Source organism: Paenibacillus spongiae (genome assembly GCF_024734895.1).
GTDB lineage: Bacteria > Bacillota > Bacilli > Paenibacillales > Paenibacillaceae > Paenibacillus_Z > Paenibacillus_Z spongiae.
This window is the reverse complement of record NZ_CP091430.1, coordinates 2,677,215-2,699,951: the sequence shown is the minus strand read 5'-3', so window position 1 is coordinate 2,699,951 and position 22,737 is coordinate 2,677,215. Positions and strand designations below refer to the sequence as shown.

Annotated in this window: 18 protein-coding genes; 1 reads left to right on the top strand and 17 read right to left on the bottom strand. The window is 56.5% G+C overall.

Annotated features, from left to right (window positions below):
• Positions 1 to 21: 21 nt before the first annotated feature.
• The 15 genes from L1F29_RS12555 to lepB form a co-directional block, all read right to left on the bottom strand.
• A complete protein-coding gene (locus L1F29_RS12555) occupies positions 22 to 702 on the bottom strand; it encodes a sulfite exporter TauE/SafE family protein (protein WP_258388644.1) in 681 nt (226 codons plus the stop codon).
• A gap of 24 nt (positions 703 to 726) precedes the next feature.
• Positions 727 to 2,931, bottom strand: a complete 2,205-nt coding sequence (locus L1F29_RS12550) for a heavy metal translocating P-type ATPase (protein WP_258388643.1) — start codon at positions 2,929 to 2,931, stop codon at positions 727 to 729.
• A gap of 385 nt (positions 2,932 to 3,316) precedes the next feature.
• On the bottom strand, positions 3,317 to 3,628 hold the full coding sequence (locus L1F29_RS12545; protein WP_373876502.1) for a rhodanese-like domain-containing protein: 312 nt from the start codon (positions 3,626 to 3,628) through the stop codon (positions 3,317 to 3,319).
• A gap of 3 nt (positions 3,629 to 3,631) precedes the next feature.
• A complete protein-coding gene (locus tag L1F29_RS12540; RefSeq protein ID WP_258388642.1) occupies positions 3,632 to 4,012 on the bottom strand; it encodes a DnaJ family domain-containing protein in 381 nt (126 codons plus the stop codon).
• A gap of 127 nt (positions 4,013 to 4,139) precedes the next feature.
• Positions 4,140 to 7,145, bottom strand: a complete 3,006-nt coding sequence (locus L1F29_RS12535) for a VWA domain-containing protein (protein ID WP_258388641.1) — start codon at positions 7,143 to 7,145, stop codon at positions 4,140 to 4,142.
• A complete protein-coding gene (locus L1F29_RS12530) occupies positions 7,129 to 9,132 on the bottom strand; it encodes a vWA domain-containing protein (RefSeq protein WP_258388640.1) in 2,004 nt (667 codons plus the stop codon). The genes L1F29_RS12535 and L1F29_RS12530 overlap by 17 nt, the downstream gene beginning before the upstream one ends.
• A 60-nt stretch (positions 9,133 to 9,192) precedes the next feature.
• A complete protein-coding gene (locus tag L1F29_RS12525) occupies positions 9,193 to 10,230 on the bottom strand; it encodes a DUF58 domain-containing protein (protein ID WP_258388639.1) in 1,038 nt (345 codons plus the stop codon).
• Positions 10,227 to 11,216 carry an AAA family ATPase gene (locus tag L1F29_RS12520; RefSeq protein WP_258388638.1) on the bottom strand — a complete coding sequence of 330 codons (990 nt, stop codon included), beginning with the start codon at positions 11,214 to 11,216 and terminating at the stop codon, positions 10,227 to 10,229. The genes L1F29_RS12525 and L1F29_RS12520 overlap by 4 nt, the downstream gene beginning before the upstream one ends.
• A 38-nt stretch (positions 11,217 to 11,254) precedes the next feature.
• Entirely contained in the window at positions 11,255 to 12,901 is a 1,647-nt protein-coding gene (locus L1F29_RS12515) for a DUF8809 domain-containing protein (protein WP_258388637.1), read from the bottom strand.
• 88 nt (positions 12,902 to 12,989) lie between these two features.
• The gene (locus L1F29_RS12510; protein WP_258388636.1) at positions 12,990 to 13,904 is read right to left on the bottom strand and encodes an ABC transporter permease; all 915 of its coding nucleotides are present in this window, start codon (positions 13,902 to 13,904) and stop codon (positions 12,990 to 12,992) included.
• Positions 13,901 to 14,833: an ABC transporter ATP-binding protein gene (locus tag L1F29_RS12505; RefSeq protein ID WP_258389675.1), complete on the bottom strand. Its 933-nt coding sequence runs from the start codon at positions 14,831 to 14,833 to the stop codon at positions 13,901 to 13,903. The genes L1F29_RS12510 and L1F29_RS12505 overlap by 4 nt, the downstream gene beginning before the upstream one ends.
• 56 nt (positions 14,834 to 14,889) lie before the next feature.
• On the bottom strand, positions 14,890 to 17,331 hold the full coding sequence (locus L1F29_RS12500) for a DUF8725 domain-containing protein (protein WP_258388635.1): 2,442 nt from the start codon (positions 17,329 to 17,331) through the stop codon (positions 14,890 to 14,892).
• Between the two features lie 128 nt (positions 17,332 to 17,459).
• Complete coding sequence (locus L1F29_RS12495; protein WP_258388634.1) at positions 17,460 to 17,771, bottom strand: heavy metal-binding domain-containing protein; 312 nt, start codon at positions 17,769 to 17,771, stop codon at positions 17,460 to 17,462.
• 54 nt (positions 17,772 to 17,825) lie between these two features.
• Positions 17,826 to 18,185, bottom strand: a complete 360-nt coding sequence (locus L1F29_RS12490) for a DUF3889 domain-containing protein (RefSeq protein ID WP_258388633.1) — start codon at positions 18,183 to 18,185, stop codon at positions 17,826 to 17,828.
• Between the two features lie 86 nt (positions 18,186 to 18,271).
• A complete protein-coding gene (lepB, locus tag L1F29_RS12485; RefSeq protein ID WP_258388632.1) occupies positions 18,272 to 18,826 on the bottom strand; it encodes a signal peptidase I in 555 nt (184 codons plus the stop codon).
• Between the two features lie 184 nt (positions 18,827 to 19,010).
• On the opposite strand from lepB, the gene L1F29_RS12480 reads away from it, so the two are divergent.
• Positions 19,011 to 20,231 carry an MFS transporter gene (locus L1F29_RS12480; RefSeq protein ID WP_258388631.1) on the top strand — a complete coding sequence of 407 codons (1,221 nt, stop codon included), beginning with the start codon at positions 19,011 to 19,013 and terminating at the stop codon, positions 20,229 to 20,231.
• A 60-nt stretch (positions 20,232 to 20,291) separates the two neighbouring features.
• Here L1F29_RS12480 and L1F29_RS12475 read toward each other — a convergent pair whose 3' ends face one another.
• Both L1F29_RS12475 and miaB read right to left on the bottom strand, forming a co-directional pair.
• A complete protein-coding gene (locus tag L1F29_RS12475; protein WP_258388630.1) occupies positions 20,292 to 20,783 on the bottom strand; it encodes a YlbF/YmcA family competence regulator in 492 nt (163 codons plus the stop codon).
• 23 nt (positions 20,784 to 20,806) lie between these two features.
• Positions 20,807 to 22,402, bottom strand: a complete 1,596-nt coding sequence (miaB, locus tag L1F29_RS12470; protein ID WP_258388629.1) for a tRNA (N6-isopentenyl adenosine(37)-C2)-methylthiotransferase MiaB — start codon at positions 22,400 to 22,402, stop codon at positions 20,807 to 20,809.
• Positions 22,403 to 22,737: the final 335 nt, after the last annotated feature.

Here is a 22,737-nt window from a genome sequence, read left to right as displayed (position 1 = left end):
ATTTTATTGAATGGTTCAAATTCACCATAACCAAGGAGAAATACTTGGGATAAATCCTGCTGAAGCAAGCCCCCGCATGATGGCTAATACTCCGACAAGCGCTGCCGTTACCGTACCCGCTTTCCCCATAATCCGCCTCCAGCTCCTGCCCGCCTGGCCTGCAAGCAATCCGACGAATGCAAGCGCCGGGAATGTCGCCATGCCGAATAATGCCATTACGCCTGCGCCTCCCCATGCAGAACCCGCCGCGGCAGCGTTCATTTGCATCGCATAGGTGAGTCCGCACGGCAGGAAGCCGAACGATACTCCCGTTGCAAGCACGTGCAGCCATTCTTTGCCGGACGTTGATTCGCGTCCGCGAAGAAGATTCCGATGCAGAAATGATGTCCAAGCCTGCATGAACGGCAGTTGAAACCTCCGCCACAGCCAGAACAGCAGAAACAGGCCGCCAATGATCGATGCAAGTCCTTGCAAGCCGGCAAGCTTGCCTGCAAGATTCACGAACGAGCCGACCGTCCCCATCGCTGCGCCCAGAATGGAATAGGAAAGAATCCGTCCCGTGTTGTACAGCGCGACTGCACGAAACGGCGTTGTCGTTGTCTGAAGCGTCACAGCCGATATAATGCCCCCGCACATGCCCATGCAATGGGGGGCGCTCAGCAGACCTGTCAATGCGATTAATCCCCACTCGGGCGCGGCCATGTAGTTCCTCCTTCGGGCAACGTATCAGTCGGGGCGCTTCAATGCCCGGCTCATCTGTCCGTTCAAGCGCAGGGAATTGCCTACGACCGAAACGGAGCTGAATGCCATCGCCGTGCCGGCCATCCAAGGCTCAAGCCCGCCGAAAGCGGCGAACGGAATGACGATCGCATTGTAGACAAATGCAAACGTCAGATTCTGGCGAATATTGCGAACGGTCAATTTACTGATGCGGAGCGAATCGCAAATACCGGTTAAACGGGGCCGGATCAGGACGACATGTCCTGCGGCGAGAGCCGCATCCGTTCCATCTCCCATGGCGATGCCGACATCCGCCGCCGCGATAGCAGGAGCGTCATTCCAGCCGTCACCGGCCATCCCGACCTGCCGCCCTTCCGCTTGCAGCCTGCGGACGAACGCCGCTTTGTCTTCAGGCAGCATGGAAGCCTCCACTTGACCGATCCCGGCCGCGTGCGCGGCAGCACGTGCAGCCGCGGGATGGTCCCCCGTTGCCATCAGCACATGAACCCCTTCCTCCCGCAGCATGCGAACCGCTTCGCGCGAAGAACGTTTGACCGGATCGTTCAGTGCGATAGCGCCCAAGCATCGGCCATCCGCATGAATGTAGAGAACGGTCGCGCCGCTGGCCTCCTTCCGCTGTGCAAAGGATGCTGCGGCATGCGTGATCCGCCACTCCCGCTCGGTCATGAGTCTTGCGCTGCCAATGGCAATGTGCTGGCCATCGACGACCGCTTCCACGCCCTTGCCTGGTATAGCCCGAAATTCTTCGGCTGACGGAATGACCAATCCTTTACGCCTCGCTTCTTCTACAATCGTCCTGGCATAAGGATGCGCGGAACCCTTCTCGACGGCAGCCGCGAGTCGCAGAAGCATGCTGGGGGTGATCGGGGCGACCCCATAAATCTCTGTCAATACAGGCTTTCCTTCGGTAAGCGTGCCGGTCTTGTCGAGCATGATCGTGTCCAGATGGGCTAATCTTTCAAGCGTCCCGGCTTCTTTCATGACGATTCCCCGCCTTGCCAGCTTCCCGGATGCGAGCACGAGCGATATAGGCGCCGCAAGACCGAGCGCGCACGGGCAAGCGGCTAGCAGCACAGCGAGCGCATGCACGGATGCCGTGCCTACATCTCCTGGCTTCAGCACTGTCAGCCAGATCAGCATCGTCAGGCCAGACATGCCGATCATGACCGGGACGAAAACGGCAGCCAGCCGATCGACTTTCCGCCCGATCGAAGACTTCGTTGACTGGGCTTGACGGGTCAATACGGCGATTCGGTTTAGCATCGTATCCGTGGCAGAAGCTTGCGCTCGTATGATGAGCTCTCCGCCCACCGGAACGGTTCCCGCATACACGACATCGCCGGGACCTTTGGCAGCGGGCATACTTTCTCCGGTCAAGAATGACTCGTCCACTTCCGCATAGCCGTTCAGAATGATGCCGTCGACGGCGATCGGCAGCTTCGGCTCGGCGAGAACGATATCGCCCGTCCGTACGAATTGGACCGGAACGGCTTGCCGCGTCCCTCCCTTCACGACCACCGCTTCTTTCATCAGAAGCGATGCGAAACCGTCACTTTCGCGCATCACGCGGTCCGCGGCGGCGGACTCCAGCCATTTGCCCAGCAGAATAGCCGTAATGACGACCGCCGACGTCTCGAAATACAGCGGCTGAGAGGTCAGCATCGCATAATAGCTGTAGGCGAATGCAGCCGTCGTCCCAAGCGCCACCAGAACGTCCATATTGGCCGTTCGTTCCCTTAGTGCATAATAAGCGCCGAAATAAAAGGGCATTCCCAGACCGAATTGAACGATGGCCGCCAGCACCAGCTGCAGCATGGGATCCAAGATAAAAGCCGGAACCGGCACGCCGCTTAACCAGCTATAATGATGGATCATCGCGCCTAATAGCGGAACCGTCAGCAGCAGAGATAAGATAAACCGAAGTTTCAATGCCGACGTCTCATTGCCTATCTTCTCATTGCCATAGGGGAACGCCTGGAAGCCGAGTTCACCGATCCGTTCCATAATCCGGCTTGGCGACACCCGTTCGGGAGCATATTGCACGCATCCTGATTTGCCGGCATAATGGACCGACACGCCGGAAACGCCGTCCAGCTTGCCAATGGCTCTCTCAATTCGGGACGCGCACGCCGTACAGCTCATGCCTTGAATCGACATATCCAGAATAGCACTGCCGTTATTTTCGCCCATGATCGTCCCTCCGGGTGAACAAGATGTCCTTCCTTTCACTATATGACCTGAGGCGGCCCGTCATGATAAAAGTTCGGACGAAGTTGCGGGTTAAGGCTTGCAGCGCATCCAAGCCGCATACATACATCTCGCCTTCACGCTGTTGATCGGGTGCAGGATTCGCTCGTTCCGGTTTCATTCGCTGTGCAGGAGGGTCCTATAATCGAAGTAAGCAAAGAAACCGTTCCTGTCGTCAATGGCGGATTACTCCTCCATTAACGAATGAACGGTTTCTTGTGATCCTGCATCAATACCTTGCGGAATCCAGTGTCAATACGTTGCGGGATCCGGTATCATCTTCGATGGTTCCCGGATCGCCGCTTGTTAAAGCATGTAACGGACCGAATTAATCGCCCTCGACAACCTCGCCCGGCCAGCTCATCATACCGCCGAGCATATTGATGACCTGATAGCCTTGCGCTGACAGAAAGTCGCATGCTTTGCCGCTGCGGTTACCGCTTCTGCAGACCATATAGATCGGTTTATCGTTCTTATCCAGCTCGTCAAGACGCGCTACAAGTCCGGATAAAGGGATGTGCTTGGCTTGCGCAATATGACCGTCCTGCCATTCGTCCAGCTCCCGGACATCGATCACTTGAAGCTTCTCTCCATTGCGAAGCTTGGTTTCCAGCTCGCTGGCCATTATTTCATCGTACAACGGTTATCCATCCCCTTCGAGTTTGGTACGCACTTTCTGTTCGTATTGGGCAAATACGGCCGAATCGGCCAACCCTTGCGATTCGAGCAGCATCCTGAACCGGATGCGTTTCTCGTTAAGCCGCTTCTGCAGCGGCACGCGCTCTTCATCGCTTTTACATAACGCAATGAGCTCCTGCAGCGACACCATCTCTTTGGATAGCTGCATCTCCTCGGGTATAACGCCCGCGTTCTTCAGCAGCTTGTAACCGATGCGAAGTTCCTCAGGGACATGCGACAGATCCTCGAGCTCCAGCGGTTTTCCCTTGCCTGGCAGCTGCTCGAAATCTCCGCGCGATAACGCATCCTTGATCCGGTCTTCCGCAATGCGTGTAAATATGTCCATACCGCTGTCGCCCTCCTTATCGCATGCAGTTATCCGTCAATTGGCAGCCGGGAGAAGTGCCTCAATTTGCATTTTACCAATGGAGGATCGATTGTGTCCAGCGGGGCTGACAGAGCCGGGATTCCGCTTAGCGGCGCGTACGCTTCTTAGCTGCGAGAAGACGGTTGATCCCGCTGTTTGCTCCATTCTCCCCGGCGGTGTTCTTGGAATTATCCGGTTCCGGCGGTGCCGGGGGTACCGGATTCGTTCCGGCCTGACGGACAGACGAGGAGGCAGTGCTTCCATGAACCGCGCGAGACCGCTCGACAGATCCGCCGGTTGGCTTCGCAGGACGGGTCGGAATGACGGGCTTGCTCTGCATCTCGGCTGTTTCGCTCGGCGTTACGGATGAAGCTGCTGGTTTTGAATGCTTCCGCTCCTCCGTGCCGCTGCCGTAGAACGAATCGGTTCGTTTCTTTCGCTGCTGAAGCTGAGCCATGCGTGTCCCTCCCGCTTCGGCGGGCGACTTGCGTGCCGGAGTGCGGCCGCGTGATCGGCCAAGGGCGCTAATAACCGCTCCGATCCGGTGCCAAGGAATCGCTAACCGGCGCAGTGCGATATCGACCAGCCACAGCAGTAGTGCTGCGATAAGAAGCTGCCGCGTGATATCCGTATATTCACGGCTAACCGTTGGATCGAACATGAACGCTTCCTCAGGCTTGGCCGACTGAAGCACCCGGCCTCCGGTCAAGGCTGCTAGCTTGTTCAGCTTCTCCGTCCCGTCGCCGGCCGCGATCCGGTATTCTTGGGAATAGGGAATGACGAAGCCGGCCATAATGCCTTCTTCCGCGTCGTCCCCGGAGGAAGCTCCGCTGCTTGATTTGGCGGCAATGCGGGTCATATAAGCGCCCGGCTCCGCCGCCGGTATCCGGACTTCGAATTCGCCAGGCTTCACAGGCAGCGCCGACAGGTCGCTCTTCTTCCCTTTATCGTCGGTCACGCCAACTTGAATACCGCCCGTGATTCCATCATCCGCCCCGGTTTGCGCAATTTGCAGCCGCGCCTCTCCGCCCTCCAGAGCAGCCGTCACTTCATAAGGCTCGGAGACAAATTGGGGGAAGGTCCACTTCACCCACGATGCGAATATGTTTGGAAAATCGCTCCAAAGCGTCCAATCATGCGACCATTTGCCTGTAAGATCGCTCGTCCAGGCAACCGACCGGCCGGAGCCGTACTGCCAACGGGCAAGCAGCGGATCGCCGTCGGGTGTAAGCAGAGCGGTTTCCGCGGTTTCTTTCGCTGTGGTGGCAATATACGCTTGTATGGCGGGGACGCCTTGCGCAAATAACGGCGACCAGCTGCCTGCCTGGCCGATCGACGGAATGAAAGGCTTGTCCACGATATAAGTGCGGGACATCATAACGGCTTCCCGGCTGAATATGGCCGGAAGCGTACTTTGGTCATTCGTGAAATAATATCGTCCTTTGGCCGCTTCAGCCAGCCATTGAAGCAGCCTGGTATCCGAGCCGTCACCGACTGCGACAGTAGAGAGGGTCATCTTCTCCTTCACCATGGAAGCGGTCAACGGTTCATAGCCGGGACTTGTCGCCGACTGCCCATCCGTCAGCAGAATGATATGCTTGCGTTCCGCCTGAACTTCTCTTAATGCCTGATAAGCGGATTCCAGGGAGGTATAAATCTCTGTGCCGCCGTCGGCCTGAATACCTTGGATGCCCGTCATGACAGCATCGCGGTCATTCAGTTTGGTCGGCTCGACGACCCACCACGGCGAGGAATCGAAGGCGAGAACCCCGACCGTATCCTGGTCGCGCATCAGCTCGACCGTCCGCATCGCGGCTTCCTTCGCGAGCTCGATCTTCCCGTCCGACATGCTCCCCGATTTATCGATGACCAGAACCAGACCGAGAGAAGGAATTTGCCGTTTGCCCTTCAAGTCCATGTAGACAGGCAGCGCGCGCTCGACCGGCGTTTTAAAATAACCGCCCAGTCCGTAGCTGTCCTCGCCCCCGACCATGACCAATCCGACGCCGAAATCGGATACCGCTTTGGAAAGCCATTCCATCGGCTTCGCCGCGATACGCGTCGCCGGTATATTATTCAACACGATGCTGTCATAACGGGAATAGTCGGCCAGCTCCAGCGGTAGCTGCTCCGGGAGAATCGTCTCCGTCGTTATCAGCGAAGATTCCAGTGCCGACACGATATTGTTGGAGCTACCAGCCTTGCCTTCCACGATCAGCACCCTCGGCGGGCCGCTTACCCGGCTGTAAGCAAAGCCGGCATTGTTCTGCCCCCGTTCGTCACCGTCCGCATAGAGCTCCGCCCGGTATCGGTGAAAGCCCGGCGAGGTCGCCACGCTCTGCAGGGCGAACCGGTTCTCGCCACGCTCCAGACGCACCTTCTGCTGAGCAATCTCCGTATTATCTTCGTATAGGCGAAGCACGGCATCGCCCGCGAACGTGCTGCTCAGCGTGATCTCGAAAGCAAATTTCTCGGCTTGATGCAAGCTCTTCGGCAGATCGAGCCGCTCGACCGCCGCATCCTTCCGCTCGCGGGGCGTAATCGGAAGAACGTCCACCGCGATCCCTTGATCGCGCAGCAGACGACCCTGCCGCAGCAGATCGCCTACGTTCTCTTCCCCGTCAGACAGCAGCACGACACGCCCTCCTTCGCCTGGAAGGAGACCCGATGCCAGCTGAAGCCCTTGCGCAAGATGGCTGAACGATTCGCCAACAACCGTTCGGAAGGCGAATGCCGAAGCTTGCTCCAATACCGGATCGGCGATGAGCGGCTGCTCGACAGCCGCGTTCAGCCCAACCGATACGACGCCTGAGCGGTCCTTGTCTTCCTTGCCGGCGATCGCTTGCGCGATCCAGTCTCCCATGGAACCGTCCGCTTCCAAGCTGGCGGACCGGTCCGCTACGAATACGACATTCCGCTGCTCTACCTTGACGTAGGGGTTGATCCCCGCCGCGACGACGATAACGAGCAGCATGATCAATGCTCGAATGCCGACCGCCGCAGGCTTGCGCCAGCCGGTTAACCGAAGCGTCGCCTTGTACATCCACCAGAGCATAACAGCCCATGGTAGAAGCAGCAGCAAAAACCAAGGGTGTTCAAATTGCGCGCCCACGTCGGTACACCCCCCATTCCAATGCAATAACAGCCAGCAGAAGAAGGGCGATCCAGCGGATCAGCGAATCTGCCGATTGCACGTCCATGCCGGATGCTGCAGGGCTTCCGTCAGGCGGCTGCTTGGTCGAAGATCCATCGGCAGCCGCTGCTTGCTTCAAGGTGAGGAGACGACTCTCGCCTGTTGAAGCGAATTCTCTCGTATCCGCGGTAACGGCCAGCAGCCTCTCGGCAACGACTTCGCCTTGCGCATCCAGTTCCTTGAGCCGGTACAACCCCGGCACATCGGGAACGGTCTGATTCGATGCAAGTACGCCGCCGCTTGCTTCCGGCTGATTCGGCTTCATTGTATCCGCATACCGAGCCATGCCGGGCGCGCTTTCGACGAGCATCCAAGAGGCGCTTGCCGTATTGGGGGAGAAGTCGATGTCCTTTGGCGACCCGGACAACGCTTCGCCAAGCTGACTTTTGGCGCTGCCGCCCATCCAGTCGGCAGCCTGCATGACAAGAACGGGAAATTCAGGCCGAAGCGGCAAATCGGAATCATGCAGATCGAACGTAAAGAGCAGCATCGGTTTGCCGCCTTCTTGACCGGCGTATACGGCCGGAACGCCTCCATAGGTGACGACAGCCTTACCCCAAGTAATATTCGACTGCTGGACAAGTCTTGATATATGGATATCCTCGAAAGACAAATACTTGGTCACGGGATGATCGGCAATTTGGACCGTCCCGTTCTTAGGAGCCGTGCTTCTTGAACGATCCCCGTCAGCTGCCGATTCGAATCTCCAGACCGGTTTGGCGGCTAGAAGATCCTGCCAGGCCTTCGATTGGAGCTCCTCGCTCTGAATGCCGTCCAGAACGATCCAATCGACGGACTGGGCTGTCTTCTCTCCCGGTTCAAATGATGCGGGATCCGCTATAACGGTGCTGATTCCCGCGAGTTGAAGCGCTTTGTCCAGAAACAGATTGCCCTTCGTGACAAGCAGCGCATGCTTCTGGGCAGATGATGCAGTGAAGCGGTATAACGCGTCATCGGCCGTGTATCGTTCATCCGGCTTGGTCAGCTGTGCTTTGTACACGCTGGCCTCCGGAAGATCCGTAATCGTCACGCTCTCCCATTCGCCCGGCTGAACGCGGACCGACGCCGTGCCGACCGGACTCTTATTCCCATCCGTATAAATATCCGTTTGAAGGAGCGCCGGCTTCTTCCCGTCATTGCGAAGCGTGACGACAGCCGTGTGCGTCTTCGGCTTCGCCGGATCGCGTTTCACGCCGAAAGCGGCGACTGCAGCCCCTTCGGCCGGTCCGCCATCCGCTATATCCATCAACGTCACAGGCGACTGCAGCTTAAGCTGCTCCGCTGATGCCGCATCGGTCCAGTCGCGGTCAGTGACCACAATAACGGAGCCTTCCTTGTCTTCCCGCAGCAGCGCATCCGCCAAGGATACGGCTGCCGTACCGTCGTTCTCGCCGAATGCCGGCTGCAGACTACGTACCGCTTCCTTCAGCTTGGAACTGTCGCGCTCGCGCAGTGCCGCTATGCGGGGCTCGCCGCCAGTAGCGATAATCGAGACCGCGGTGCCGTCCCCCTTCTGCTCGTCCAGCCACTGCAGCACAGCCGATTTCGCAGCTTCCAGCTTGGTACCGCCAGATGGCTCTCCATTCTTGCCGGCAGCAGGCCCCGTCATGCTGGCGGAACGGTCGACGACAAGAACGACATGCCCTTCCGCTGCAGCGCTCCGCCACCAGCCAGGCTCCATTAAAGCCAGGACGAGCAGCAGCGCGCAAGCCAGCTGCAGCAGAAGCAGCAGCGACCGGCGCAGCTTCTGCCACGGGCGGTTCGCCTCCTGCTCCTTGAGCGCCCGATTCCATAGCAGGTGGCTGGATACCGGTGTATCGATGTATGTCCGTTTCAGCATATATAACAAGGCAATTGCAGGCAGGGAAAGCGCAAACCAGAGCGAGCCTAATGATTGAAAGAACATGTCATTCCCCTCCTTTCCTCCAGCATGCCGTGCAGCCTTGCAATCCTAGACATATTGATGTTAACCACGCAATAAACCCGAAGCTCTGAACACGCCGTGTATGGTCCGCTCCAGCGGAATGCCGGTATCGACGAATAAATAGCCCGCTCCCCGCTTGCCGCATAGCGTTCGGATTTCATTCCTGTGCGCGTCCAATGCCTGCAAATAGGATTCGATGACACCTGTCCCTAACGCCACGTCCTTGCCTGTCTGAAGCTCGCTGTCGATCAGACGCAGCTCCCCATACAAGTCCGGGCGCAGTTCATCGGGGGATAACAGATGCACGAACACCACCTCTTGTCCGGCACCGGTCAGCGCGGAGAGCACGCGGTCGACCCCCTCTGCATATAAGCCGTCTGTAAACAACCACGTCTGACCTGATCTGCGCGGAAGACTGGACGGCGAGTTGAAGGCGCTCGACATATCGTCATTGCCGGTCGCCGTCTTTCCCTCCTGTGCTTGAAGGCTGGCAGTCCATGCATCGGTTAAAAACTGAAACAGCCTCCGTGAGCTGCCTCTGCCGCGCAGCGGCGGCAGCTCTTCCCTCGCCGTATCGGCAAACAGCCTGGCGGAGACGCGATCCTCGCCTGCAAGTGCCGTGTAACCGACACAGGCTGCCAGCTGGAGCGCATAATAAAGCTTGCTCGTCGATCCGGACGATCCGGCAGACGCGACGGCTGTCGCTGCGTGTCTCCCGTCCCCTCCGGTATTCCGGGCTTGTGCATCGAAACTCATCGAACGTGAAACGTCGACCATCAGATGAACCTGCAGCTCCTGCTCGTCCCAATACTGCCTGACGAAGGCTCTTCCGGACCGGCCGTATACGTTCCAATCGATACGGCGAATGTCATCGCCCGGTACGTAGGGACGAAAATCGGCAAATTCCAGCGAACTGCCGAGCGAACGTGAACGCCGTTTTCCTTGCATCGTACCGCGAATGCGCCCTTTAGCTGAGACGGACAGCCGCTCAAGAAGCCGTATAACGGATGACTCCAATAAAAGTCCCGATTGAACGCCGCGCGACTGATCCGTTTTGTCGCCGGAGCTGCGCCCGTTCATCGCACGGCCTCCAGCGCATCCAGAATGGTGTTTACAATATCATCCGTCCGGATCCCCATTGCCTGTCCCTCGTACCCCAGTACAATTCTGTGGCGCAGCGCGGGAACGGCGGTTACCCGGATATCCTGCCACGAGACATGAAGTCTGCCCGAAGCCAGCGCTCTCACTTTGCTGGCCGCAATGACGGATTGAATGCCGCGCGGTCCGGATCCGAAGCGGACATGCTGCTTCACGATGTCAGGCGCATCCGCTTCCTCCGGATGCGTCATCATGAGCAGCTTCACAGCACGGTCGAGCACGTCCTCCGAGACGAGCACCTCCTTGGCAAAGGCCTGCAGCTCCGTCAGCTGCTCGGCAGATACGATTCGCTGCGCCGTATCCTGGCTCGGAGACGTCGTCCGCTGCACGATCAGCCTCAGCTCGTCGCGGGTCGGGTAAGTCACGTCGATTTTTAGCAGGAATCGGTCCAGCTGCGCTTCGGGCAGCGGATAAGTGCCCTCCTGCTCGATCGGATTCTGCGTCGCCAGCACGAAGAATGGTTTGGGCAGCGGATACGTTTGCCCGCCTGCCGTCACCGTCTTTTCCTGCATCGCCTCGAGCAGGGCACTTTGCGTCTTCGGGGTCGCACGGTTGATTTCGTCTGCAAGCACGATATTGCCGAAGATCGGTCCCTGCTGGAACCGGTAAGACGTCTGTCCTTGGGTGCCGAACTCCACCAGATTCGTCCCTGTAATATCGGACGGCATCAAATCCGGCGTGAACTGAATACGCGTAAAATGCAGGTCGAGCGTATCGGCCACCGTCCGCACGAGCATCGTCTTGCCGAGGCCCGGTATCCCTTCCAGCAGCGCGTGTCCGCCTGCAAGGATCGCCCAGAGCAGCTGCTCGACGCTCGATTCCTGACCGACGATGACACGGCCGATTTCCCGCTTGATCGCGTTTATCGTCTCCATCGCTTCCCCGAGCTGCGCTTTCGTTTCAAGCATGCCTTCACCTCTCCTAACCGCGTATTTACGATTCATCTCTATCGATTCGGTTGAATTTCCTCAAAATAATCTCGAACCCGCTGCTGCATGCTTTGCGGCAGCTGATTGCGCGACAGAGCCTCCTTCGCTTCCGTCGCATATTCAGCGTACACTTCCGCGTAAGGCCTGGATACGCCGTCGACCATAGGCGACTTACCGCCGGTTTCCATCTTGCCGCCTGTCGCCGGGCCTCCATCCTGCTGCACATTCCCCGATCCGGCGAGTGAACGAGGGGTTGTTACAAGATCGCGATTGCCGTTGCCGAAGCCTGCTCCCTGGCCCTGGCCTTGACCGGCTCCTCCTTGGCCCATACCTGCGCCCGTGCCTGAACCCGATCCGCTTCCGCTGCCTGAACCCGAACCCTCGCCTGAGCCGCTGCCTTCCCCGGCGCCCTCACCGCCTGTGCCTTGTCCGGACATGGCTCCGTCGCTTCCGCTCTGCCCGTCGGTGCCTCCGGATCCCGCTCCTGTCGATCCCGAATCAGTGCCGCCGCTCGCGCCCCCGGCCCCGGCTATCGCTCCGCCTGACGGCTGGTCGCCGCCACCGAGCTGGCCGGCCATTGCTGCGGCCAGCGCAGCGGCATCGCCCTGCGACAGCTCGCCTGCAAGCGCCTGCTCCAGCGCAGCGAGCGCATCGCCGTCGCCTGCGCCCTCGCTATCGCCAAGCGCTTGCTTCGCCGCGTCCTGCAGCGCCTTGCTGAGCGCGCCGCTCTCGTCTTGGAGCTGCGCAGCTGCACGCTCCATCGCCGCCGCCAGCGCTTCGCGTTCTTGCGGCGACAGCCGCTTGACCGCCGATCGCAGATTGTCGATCGCCGCGGATGCTTCCGAAGCGTCGCGCTTCTCTAACGCTTCGCCCAGCTTGCGCAGCTGCGGCTCCTTCTGCAGCGCAGCCGCCGCCTCGCCGAGCCGCTTCGCCGCATCGTCAGCTTCCGCGGCCAGCTTCTCCAGCTCGCGCTTCGCCTTCTCCAGCGCTTCAAGCGCCTCTTGCGGATCGTCCAGCTTCGCCAGCCGCTCCTTCAGCTCCTTTACCGGCTCCTCGAGCTCCTGCTTCACCTGCTCAGGCAGCTTCTCCGACTCCAGCTTGCCGGTCATCTCCTCGATCTTCTCCTCCAGCTGGGCGAGCTCCTGCTTCGCTTTCGCTATCGCTTCCGCTTTCTCATCCATTGCGCCGGGAATCAGCCATAACGCGGCCATGATCACCCAGGCCGCAGCGGTCCCATACACGTAGGGATTCCTCGCTCCGAGCCTTGGAAGCGGCAGATGCTCCTTCAATGCCGCCGTATATGCATCTGCAGCCGCGGCTGCATCTTCACGCTGCATCGCAGCGATGCGCGAATCGCTGTCCAACATCCCTAGTGCGGTTCCAACCGCATCTCCGGTGCTCCGGTCCATCGTTCGCGCCGCCTCGGCAGTCGTTATCCGGCGAAAGAAACCAGCCGCCGTACCGAGGAACGGTGCGGCGGCAAGCAGTGCCAGCGCGATCCAACGAGCGTGCAGCATAGGTATGAACCGGCTCAGAACGAGAACGAGAAGCGCTGCCGCGCTGCCGGAAGCCAAGCCCAGCAGGGCATAACGAACAACGCGAAGCAGCGTCAGCCGGCGCCTTACCCGCTTCATGCTCTCCAATAACCGCTGGACTGTTTCCACCGCAATCCCTCCTTCAAACTTCAAATCCGTGTCTTTATGTTAACTCCGCCTGCTCCGCTCCAAGTATCTGTCATCGATTCAACTTATGTTACTTGTTTCGCTTGCTCCGTTTATAGACGGGACGGATATACCGAATGCTGAGCGCTATGGCGGCGACCGAAATAACGCTGTATATCATAATGAACTCTTTCCATAGATCCAGGCGCTTCTGACCGGTATTCAGGTGAAACACCTGTTTCGTTATGCCTGTATCAAAGATGCTAAGCAGCGCGGCAATCGGATTCCATGCCGCTATATGGCCGACCCAGCCGTAAGAGGATGGATTGTAGGTGGCACTGCCGCGGTTCAGCTCCTGCATGATCTGCTCCACCAGCAAATAGATGAAGCCCGTTCCGCCAAATATGAACAGCGTCGTGCCGTACGTAACGATGACCGATACCATCGTACGCTTGAACAGCGTGGAAAACAGCATGCCCAACGAGCCCAGCGTCACCATCAGAAACACGTAGAACAAGAACACGATCGCCATCTGCCGAGGCGAAATGCCGCCATACAAGAAGACGACGCTGTATACCGGCATCGTAGCCGTAACGAGCAGCAGCATGAAGCTTAGCGAAGAAGCCAGCTTGCTCAGAACGATCGTCGCCGAGCTCTGCTGCGTCGTAAGGAGCAGGCTCAGCGTCTGCTTCTCCCTCTCCCCGCTGATGACGCCGGCCGTTAGGCCTGGAGCCATGAAAGCAATCAAACCAAGCTGTACGGCACTGATAAAATAGAACATCATCCGGCTCTGGCCGGGATCGAAGACCGAGCTTCCCCGGTTCGAAAGCACGGTGGTAACGTAGATGAACGCGAACGCGAGGCCGCCGATCACGAACAAATAGAAGAATAACGACCACATCGAACGGGGGGTCCGCATGCGCAGCCGGAACTCCTTATCGAGCACCGGGTTAATCAGTTTGCTGCGCCAACTACGCAGTCCTCCGCCTATTGAGTTCCGGCTCATTGCGTACTGTCGCCCCCTTTCGTAATTTCAAGGAATACATCCTCCAGGTTCGTCTGCGCTTCGCTGAACGAAACGACCCGGAAGCCGTTTTCCACCAGGCTTCGAATGAGACCGGCCTGCTCCTCGTCCTGTCCTTCATAGTGGACATGGATGCCATGCTCGTCACGCATCAGCCGGCCGATATGCGGCTGCTCCCTTAGGAAGCGCTCCGCTTCCTCCAGATCGCCAAGCAATCGGATATACAGCACCCGGTTCACGCGCAGACGGCTTTGAATATCGGCAATGTTGCCCTTCGCCACGAGCTGCCCATGCTCGATAACGCCGATTTCATCGACCATCTCCGCCAGCTCCGGCAAAATATGCGACGAGATAATGATCGTTTTCCCCATCGACTTAAGCTCTTTCAAAATTTCGCGCATTTCGATGCGCGCCCGCGGATCGAGACCGGAAGCCGGTTCGTCCAGAATCAACAAGTCCGGATCATGTACGAGACAACGGGCCAGACATAGCCGCTGCTTCATCCCTCTTGATAGTGTATCGACATAAGCATCCTTCTTGTCGCTCAAGTTCACGAGCTCCAGCAGCTGAGGGATCAATTCATCCCGCTCCGCCTTCGGAATGCCGTAGCTTGCTCCATAGAAGTGCAAATATTCCGTCGTCTTGAACTGATCGTAGACGCCGAAGAAGTCCGGCATATAACCGATCCGCTTGCGAACTTCCTTCGGATGAACGGTTACATCGAAGCCGTCCACCTTCGCCGTTCCGGCAGTAGGCACGGTCAGCGTTGCCAGAATCGACATGGTCGTCGATTTGCCCGCCCCGTTCGGCCCGACGAAGCCGAATACGCATCCTTTTGGAATCATGAGATCGATACCTTTCAAAGCCTGGAATGAACCGAATGTTTTCGTCAGTCCGCGGATCTCAATCATCGGCTTAACCGGCTCTTGGTCAAGGGCGGTTTCTGCATTCGCTCCCAAAGTCGTATTCATGGCTTCTTCACCTTCCCTTCCAGCGCAATTTGCGGCATGACCGTCTCGACTCTCATATCGCCGCTAACGGTATATTTCATGTTTATCGTACCTGCGGCGGTTACGTAGTCCGAAGCCTTCATCTCCCAATTCATGCCGCCGCCCGTCACGGCAGCCCACTTGCCTTCCCGCTCGTTCCATATGCTCAAGGCAGGCTGATTCTGCCCGCTCACCGTGGATATCGCGATGCTCAGCTTCTCATATGCCGCGCCTTGAATGGCCGGCAACGAATATTCAAACAGGAGATCGCCTTTGGTCAGCGCCATCCAGCCGTCGGAGCGGCTTTCCGTTTGGGCCATCGTCGTCGATTTGATGTTCGGCGGAAGCATTCCGTATGGAAGCGTAATCCGGTCGCCTTTCACAGGGTCGATCGTAATCCGCTGCACCCACATCGTTAAGGTGTCGCTCTTCACTTGCTTGCCGTTAACCTCGAACCAAGGCTGCGTGCTCTCCGTAAATCCGATTATGACAGGCTGATTCGACCCGAGCATGGCTCCTCCCTTGTTCGTGCTGTCATTGAGGTAAGCATTGACAAGTCTCCGCTCGCGCGCATATTGATCGTTCCGGCCGTTCGTCGGATATGGGAACATCATCGAAGCATAATCGACATACCCGCCTGAGTATGGCGTGGTCTTAGGTCTTACGGCGGCCGACCCGGAGGAGCCTACCTTCAAATCGCCGACTTTATACGAAAGCCCGTTCCAGAGCACGTGAACGTCGGTCATGTCGGCAGCCGTCTTATTCGTTAAACTGATTTTGCTATTCTGCCCTTCGGAATCGAAGACGGTTTGAATTTGCCCCGTATCCGTCACCAGCGCACGGTCCGTATACGTTTTGCGCGTCGACCAGAATGGCACCTCAAGCCACTTGACCTCGGCATTTTGCGAACCGGAATATACCGTCTGCAGCGCATTGTCGTCAACGCCGCCTCCCGATCCTCCGAATCCGTTGTCGTTGGGGTAGGGAACAAGAGATTGCGCCTCATTGAACTTCACATTCACCGTTCCGCCTGCCGGGGAGAATACGGCCGTAACGCCCGACTGAAGTCCATCCCCGGCTCCCGTCAGTTCGACCGTCCGTACCGTATGCGTCAGTGTGCTGTTCTTGTCCGACGCGCCAATAAAGAAGATCGCAACCGAGCTGATTATGGCAATGGACGGAATGATCCACCAGGCCCATTCCCGGCGGTCCATACGTTTGAGCATGATGAACAGCAGCGGTGCCACAATCAACAGATAAGCCAGAAATAAATAGAACAGGATCGAGAAACGCGGCATCTTGATGGAAGGGAACATGTCCGCGACGGTCTGCAGCTCCCAGAACGAGTTTCCTCCCATCTGGACAAACCCGACGCCAGGCTGCAGCACCTGCAAATGATGCTGCAGCAGCTTTGCCCACAAACCCGGGCTTCCGCTCCACGATGCCATCGGCTCCAGAGAAGGATCGAAGGCTACGTACATGACCTCGCCGGTGCCTACAGGCCATTTGACGGCCAGCGGGACGCCCTCTTCCTCCAGCAGAATCTGGCTGCCTTCCTTCGCTGTTCCGTCGGATACCGTTAGCGGCGAAGACAGCTTGAGCGGTTTTCCGGATGCGGCGGCTAATCCCGCCGTTGATGTAATCGTGCGCGTTCCGTTAGCGGTTACAGGAATAAGCTCGGCTAAGGGACCGGCTGTCTTGCTGAAACCTGCTCCACCGGCTGCAATAAGCGTTCCGCCGCGCTTGACCCACTTCGTAATGGCCTCAACCTGAGCTTGGCTCCAGCTGTCGGATGAAACGTCATTCAGCACGAGCATATCAAGCGCGTCTAGCATCTGCGCATCTTCAGGCAGCTCATTCGGTTCGATCGGCAAAACTTGAATATTGTAGCCCCGCTGGTTCAGCGTCGGCATAAAATTAAGCGTATCCGGGTCTCTGGCCAGGACGCCGATTGTGTTGTTCGAGGTCATCGTGTTCGTCAGATAGCTCTGCGTACCTGTCAGTGCGATCTGCTTGCCCGTTTCTGAGGAACCTTCATAAAAGCGGATATGATGGTTATTCTTCGCCAGCGGCATCCCCGGCAGCGCTATGGACAGCTGGATTGGCGTATCCTTGGGCAGCTGGGCTTTGACCGCGTAGTTGATCATCTGACCGCTCCACTGCGACCTGACCGACATAACCAGCTCACCGCTAATATCGTTAGCGGTCTGATTCGTTAATGTGAAGAATACGGGGAACCATCGCCCCTCCTTGACTACTCCTTGATACCCGACGGAAGCCTGCATGTCGATGCCTTTCTTGGCGCCGTTCGATTCCGCATATACTCTCCCTGTCGGCATGCCCGCAATCGGAAGCGCCCAGATCGTCAGCAAGCAGACAAGCAAAGCAACATAAGTGGTGGTTCGTCTGAAAGACAGCACGTGCGGTTCTCCTCTCTGCAATTGATTTCCTCTCTTTAACGACAATGACAATTGAAAAGTTTCGCAAGAAATGTATAAACAAAAAAACAGCATCCGTCGAAAACAGATGCTGTTTGCGGGGTATTCCTCTAGATGCGGACGGCCGTTCCGCTAACCGCTACCATGAGCATCCCCTCGCGGACAACCTCATAATCCACATCGATGCCTACAATAGCGTTGGCGCCCATTCGCGCCGCCTGACCGCCCATTTCATTAAAAGCAACGTCTCTGGCTTCCTTCAGTTTCATCTCATAGGCGCCAGATCGTCCGCCCACGATATCGGTAATCGATGCGAAAATATCCCGGACGATGTTCGCCCCCATAATCGCTTCCCCGGTAACGACGCCAAGATAGTCCAGAACCGGTCTTCCTTCAATCGTAGGTGTTGTTGTAAATATCATTTTTATTCCTCCCCTTCATTATAATCCATATACGGTTATGGATCGATGCTAGTTTCAAATGATTCTGTACCGCGATCCTGCAGAGCCGGACGGCTTGCCTTCCTCGGTAAATTGAATTTGCGTGATGCGCTCGGATTCCTGCTCGAACCAAATCTGAACTTTAATTCCGAACTGGCGCGTGCCGCTATTAAGAATCAGCTTGAAAGATTCGGAGACGATCCCGGGACGATCCGTTTTTCTGCCCAGATGCTTGTAGTCGACGATGTCGGCCCGGTATCGCTTGGCCGTCTCCTGCATGGCAATTCTTCCCCACTTGGCGTAATCAGGCTCTGCTATAACCACATTCGCGCCTGATACTCCAAGGCCATAACTGAATAGAACGAAGAGAACGAGCGCTCTAATTCCGATTTTCACGAACAACACCTCCGTTAATTTTAAGTAACGGTAGTATTGTTCCTATGGAAGCAATTCCCTATTCGCCGCAGGCTTGCCCTTCATATTTAATCCAGCGTCCCGAACTTACTGAGCGGCCATAAGCGGAATATGGCGCGCCCTTCGATGCTCGACACGGATATCGGGCCTAATTCGCGGCTATCGGTGCTGTGCTCCCGATTATCTCCCATCACGAAGAGCTTGCCCTCCGGTACCTCATATGGAACCTCCAGTCCGTTTGGGTATGTACTGCCTTTGACATAAGACTCTTCCGTCAATGTTCCGTTCACATATATTTGTCCGTCCTTCATATCGATCACGTCACCCGGCAAGCCTATGACTCTTTTGATCAATCGCTGCTCGCTCTCCGGTCCGTTAATGATGACGATATCGCCCCGATCGGGCTGCTCGAACCGATACGTAATCTTATCCTCGATCAGCCGCTGTCCGGCGAACAGCGTCGATTGCATCGATACGTTCCTGACTTCCGTCTGTGCGAACGCATAATTCTGAACGAGCAGCGCCACGATTACGGCTACAGATAATGACAATACCCACTCGCGGACTTCCTTCAGCCAGCTATTCTTTCTTGGAATGCGCGGTTCTTCGGCTTCTTTATTCATAACCTTCTACTCCTTCCGCAATTAGAGAGACGATGCGGCCCTCGTTACATTTCACACATACATACGCTTGTCATTGTCATAAAGTTTCTAATGCGTCCTACTTTTTGAGAAAAAGATTGCCGCTCCAGTTCGCTTGCGATAAAGTTAGGAGACTTACGATTATCAATGTGAAGGAGTGGCACTCGTGCAGACTCAGCCTGCTGCCGCCCCTAACCGCGCTTCCATTGCGACGGGCCGGGCGGATCACGTAATCTTTATTGCGGTTACGCTGCTGTATTGGTCGACCTTATATGTCTATGTTCCTATTCTGCCTCCGTTTATGAGTGAAAGCGGCCATTCCGCGGCGCTCATCGGAATCGTATTGGGCAGCTACGGCCTTACCCAGATGCTGGTTCGCTTTCCGCTTGGACTCCTGTCTGACAAGCTTAATAAGCGCAAGCCATTCTTAATATTAGGCTTGCTGACGGGTGCGCTCAGCTGCTTGTTGTTCACCGTTCCCGGTTCATGGCTCTGGCCGCTCGCGGGACGAATCATGTCCGGAGTCAGCGCCTCCGCTTGGGTGGCATTCACCGTCTTGTATGCCGCTTATTTTGCGAATGGGGAAGCGACTAGAGCCATGAGCAACATCAGCTTCATGACGGTAGCGGGCCAATTGTTTGGCATGACGCTCAGCGGCTGGCTGGCGGGGGCTTACAGCTGGAACGCCGCCTTCATAGCCGGTATCGTTTTCGGCGTAATCGGGCTCGCGCTCGCATTCGCCGTCAAAGAACCTAAGGAAGGCGTTGCCCGTGCTCCAATTTCCTTAGCCTTTCTGGGAGAAATCGTCCGCGAGCGGACGCTCGTCCAAGTCTCCACCTTATCCATACTGGCACACGGCATTCTGTTCATTACGATGTTCGGCTTCACGCCGCTTCAGGCAACCGAGCTAGGCGCCGATAAAGGCGAGTTGACTCTGATCGTCATTGCTTTTATGGTGCCGCATGCGCTCGTCTCGCTCATAACCGGACGCTATCTGGCCCCCCGCTTTGGCATATGGAATGTCATTGCAGTCGGCTTTGCATTCAGCGCCTTGTTCACGATTGCGATTCCGTATTCGCCTACGCTTGGTCTACTCGGCCTGACACAGGCCTTCAACGGCTTCGCACAGGGCCTATACTTCCCGCTGCTGCTTGGACTGGCGATACAGCCGTTCGAACCGGCCAAACGCGCGACGGCCATGGGTTTCTACCAAGCCGTTTATTCCGCGGGCATGTTTGCGGGACCGTTCATTGCCGGGTTCATCAGCGATCGCTTCGGCTTGAAGGGAGGCTTCTGGCTGGGCGGCGCCATCGGCTTGGCGGCGCTATTGCTCACACTATGGTGGAAGCGAGCTGCCTTACGGGAGCACGGTGGTATCCCGCGTTAAATTGCAAAAAGCCGTGGCGCCCTGCAATAAGCAGACATCACGGCTTTTTATTTCGGATCATTAGACGTCGCAGTTCTCCGGAGCCGCCGGAGCAGCATCCTCCATATTGATTTTCTCCGCAACCGTGTCGCGTATGATGGATACGACGGTCTGAAGCAGGTAGTTGATATCGGCTTGGCTTTGTTGAAACTCCGTAATGATCGGAATTTCATCGAGCTCGTCCTGGAGCGTTTCGATCTCGGTTTCGATCTTCGTGACCATATCGGCATTCTTGAAGGTCGTTTCGAATGCGACGATTTCCTTCTGCTTCTTCTTCAGCTTGGCAATTATATCTTGAATCCTCTCATTGCCTTGGATCTGCTGCTCGGCACGGCGATACTGCTGCACCTCTTCGGAGGTGAACAGCATTGCTGCCAGCTCTTTCGTTTTTGCCATGATATCTTCGCGAACGATGATATTCTCCGTATGGTGTACTACTACCCCGCATCCTTCGCCATGCTCGTGGTCATGCTCATGCGAATGCTTCGCTGTCGTTGTTTGTTCGTTAGCCATCTGCTTCCCTCTCCTTGCTTCGTTTAAGAAACGGCCTCTTGCCTTTCGGGTGCGCGGACCGGTTCTGCTTTGATATACCAGGTTTGCGGTTCGGTCAGCTTGACGTGAACGAATTCGCCGATCCATTCCTTCGGCCCTTCGAAGAGAACCAATTTGTTCGTCCGTGTACGTCCCGACAGAACGTTCGCATTGTTCTTGCTTTCTCCTTCGACGAGGACCTCGACAATCTCACCGCGCTGCGCCTCGTTGTCGGCGCGGCTCAGCTCCCCAATCAGTTCATTCAGCCGATAGAGACGGTCTTTCTTCACTTCAATCGGGACGTTATCTTCCAATTTCGCAGCCGGAGTCCCTTCGCGCAAGGAATAGATGAACGTATAAGCCGAGGCGAACCCGACTTCTCTGACGAGCGATAATGTTTCCTGGAACTGCTCTTCCGTCTCGCCCGGGAAGCCCACGATAATATCCGTCGTCAGCATTGCATCCGGAATCGCTTGCTTGATTTTCCGTACCAGCTCCAGAAACATCTCTCTCGTATAATTGCGTCTCATCCGCTTGAGGACGGCGGAGTTGCCCGATTGTACCGGGAGATGAATATGCTCCACCAGGTTGCCGCGCCTTGCCAGCACCTCGATCAAATGATCGTCGAAATCCCGCGGATGGCTCGTCGTGAACCGGATGCGCGGAATATCGATCTTGTTAAGATCGGCCATCAAATCGCCGAAGAGGTATTCGATATCCGTAAAATCCTTGCCGTACGCGTTCACGTTCTGTCCGAGCAGCGTAACCTCTTTAAAGCCCTGGCGGGCCAGCTCGCGGACTTCAGCGATCACGTCCTCCGGACGCCGGCTGCGCTCCTTCCCGCGCGTGTAAGGCACGATACAGTACGTACAGAACTTATCGCATCCGTACATAATATTGACCCAAGCCCGCATCCCTTCGCGCTTCTTGGGCAAATTCTCGATAATGTCGCCTTCCTTGGACCATACTTCAACGACCATCTCTTTGCTGAACATCGCGTTCTGAAGCAGATGCGGCAGACGGTGAATATTATGCGTGCCGAAGATCAGGTCGACGAAGGAATGCTTCTGCAGAATACGGCCGACAACCGATTCCTCCTGCGACATACAACCGCACACGCCGAGGATGAGATCCGGTTTCTCGGTCTTTAGATGCTTGAGATGTCCGAGCTCTCCGAATACTTTATCTTCGGCATTCTCCCGGATCGCGCAAGTATTGAGCAAGATGACATCGGCTTGGTTCCGGTCTTCGGTCGATACGTAGCCCATCTGCTCGAATAAGCCTTTCATGACTTCCGTGTCATGCTCATTCATCTGACAGCCGTACGTATAGATCAAATAGGATTTGCCTTTGCCGAACGTCTTCATATCATCCGGTATCGCAAATTCATAGTGAACATGAATATCTTCCTTGCCCCGGCGCTTCTCGTCTTTATAGCTGGGCGTGGAATTAATGGTAATATCGCGGCCTTTAATCCGGTATGTGGTGCTGCCGTCTTCTTCCTTAACAATCTTCGCGCCCGAGAAGTCAAAATATTTGGAGTAGTCCTTCGTTTCCTCGCCGGGCTGCATGTCCGAAGTGTTGTTATTCCCCTTAGTCATTCGTACTGATTCACTTCCTTTTACATGTCATCCATGATCGCATTATAACATTTTACCAACGGCATATCCATTCGAAAGATCGCTATCGGCTTAAACCCATATTTGAACGCAATCTGCTGGCATGGCTGAATCTGCTACCTCATCCTTCTCGTAATGCCTTGCTCTCATTCAACTTATCCGGAAGTCTATGATGGGGAAGCTGCCCTTCACCTCAAATCCATTCAAAAGAGCCTCACCGATGAGGAGGCATGCTTGCAGCAGCTCCTTTACCGATGAGGCTTCTTCACTTCTCTTGCTGCGCAGGTTGAACGCATGTTGTGAACATGAACCGATGC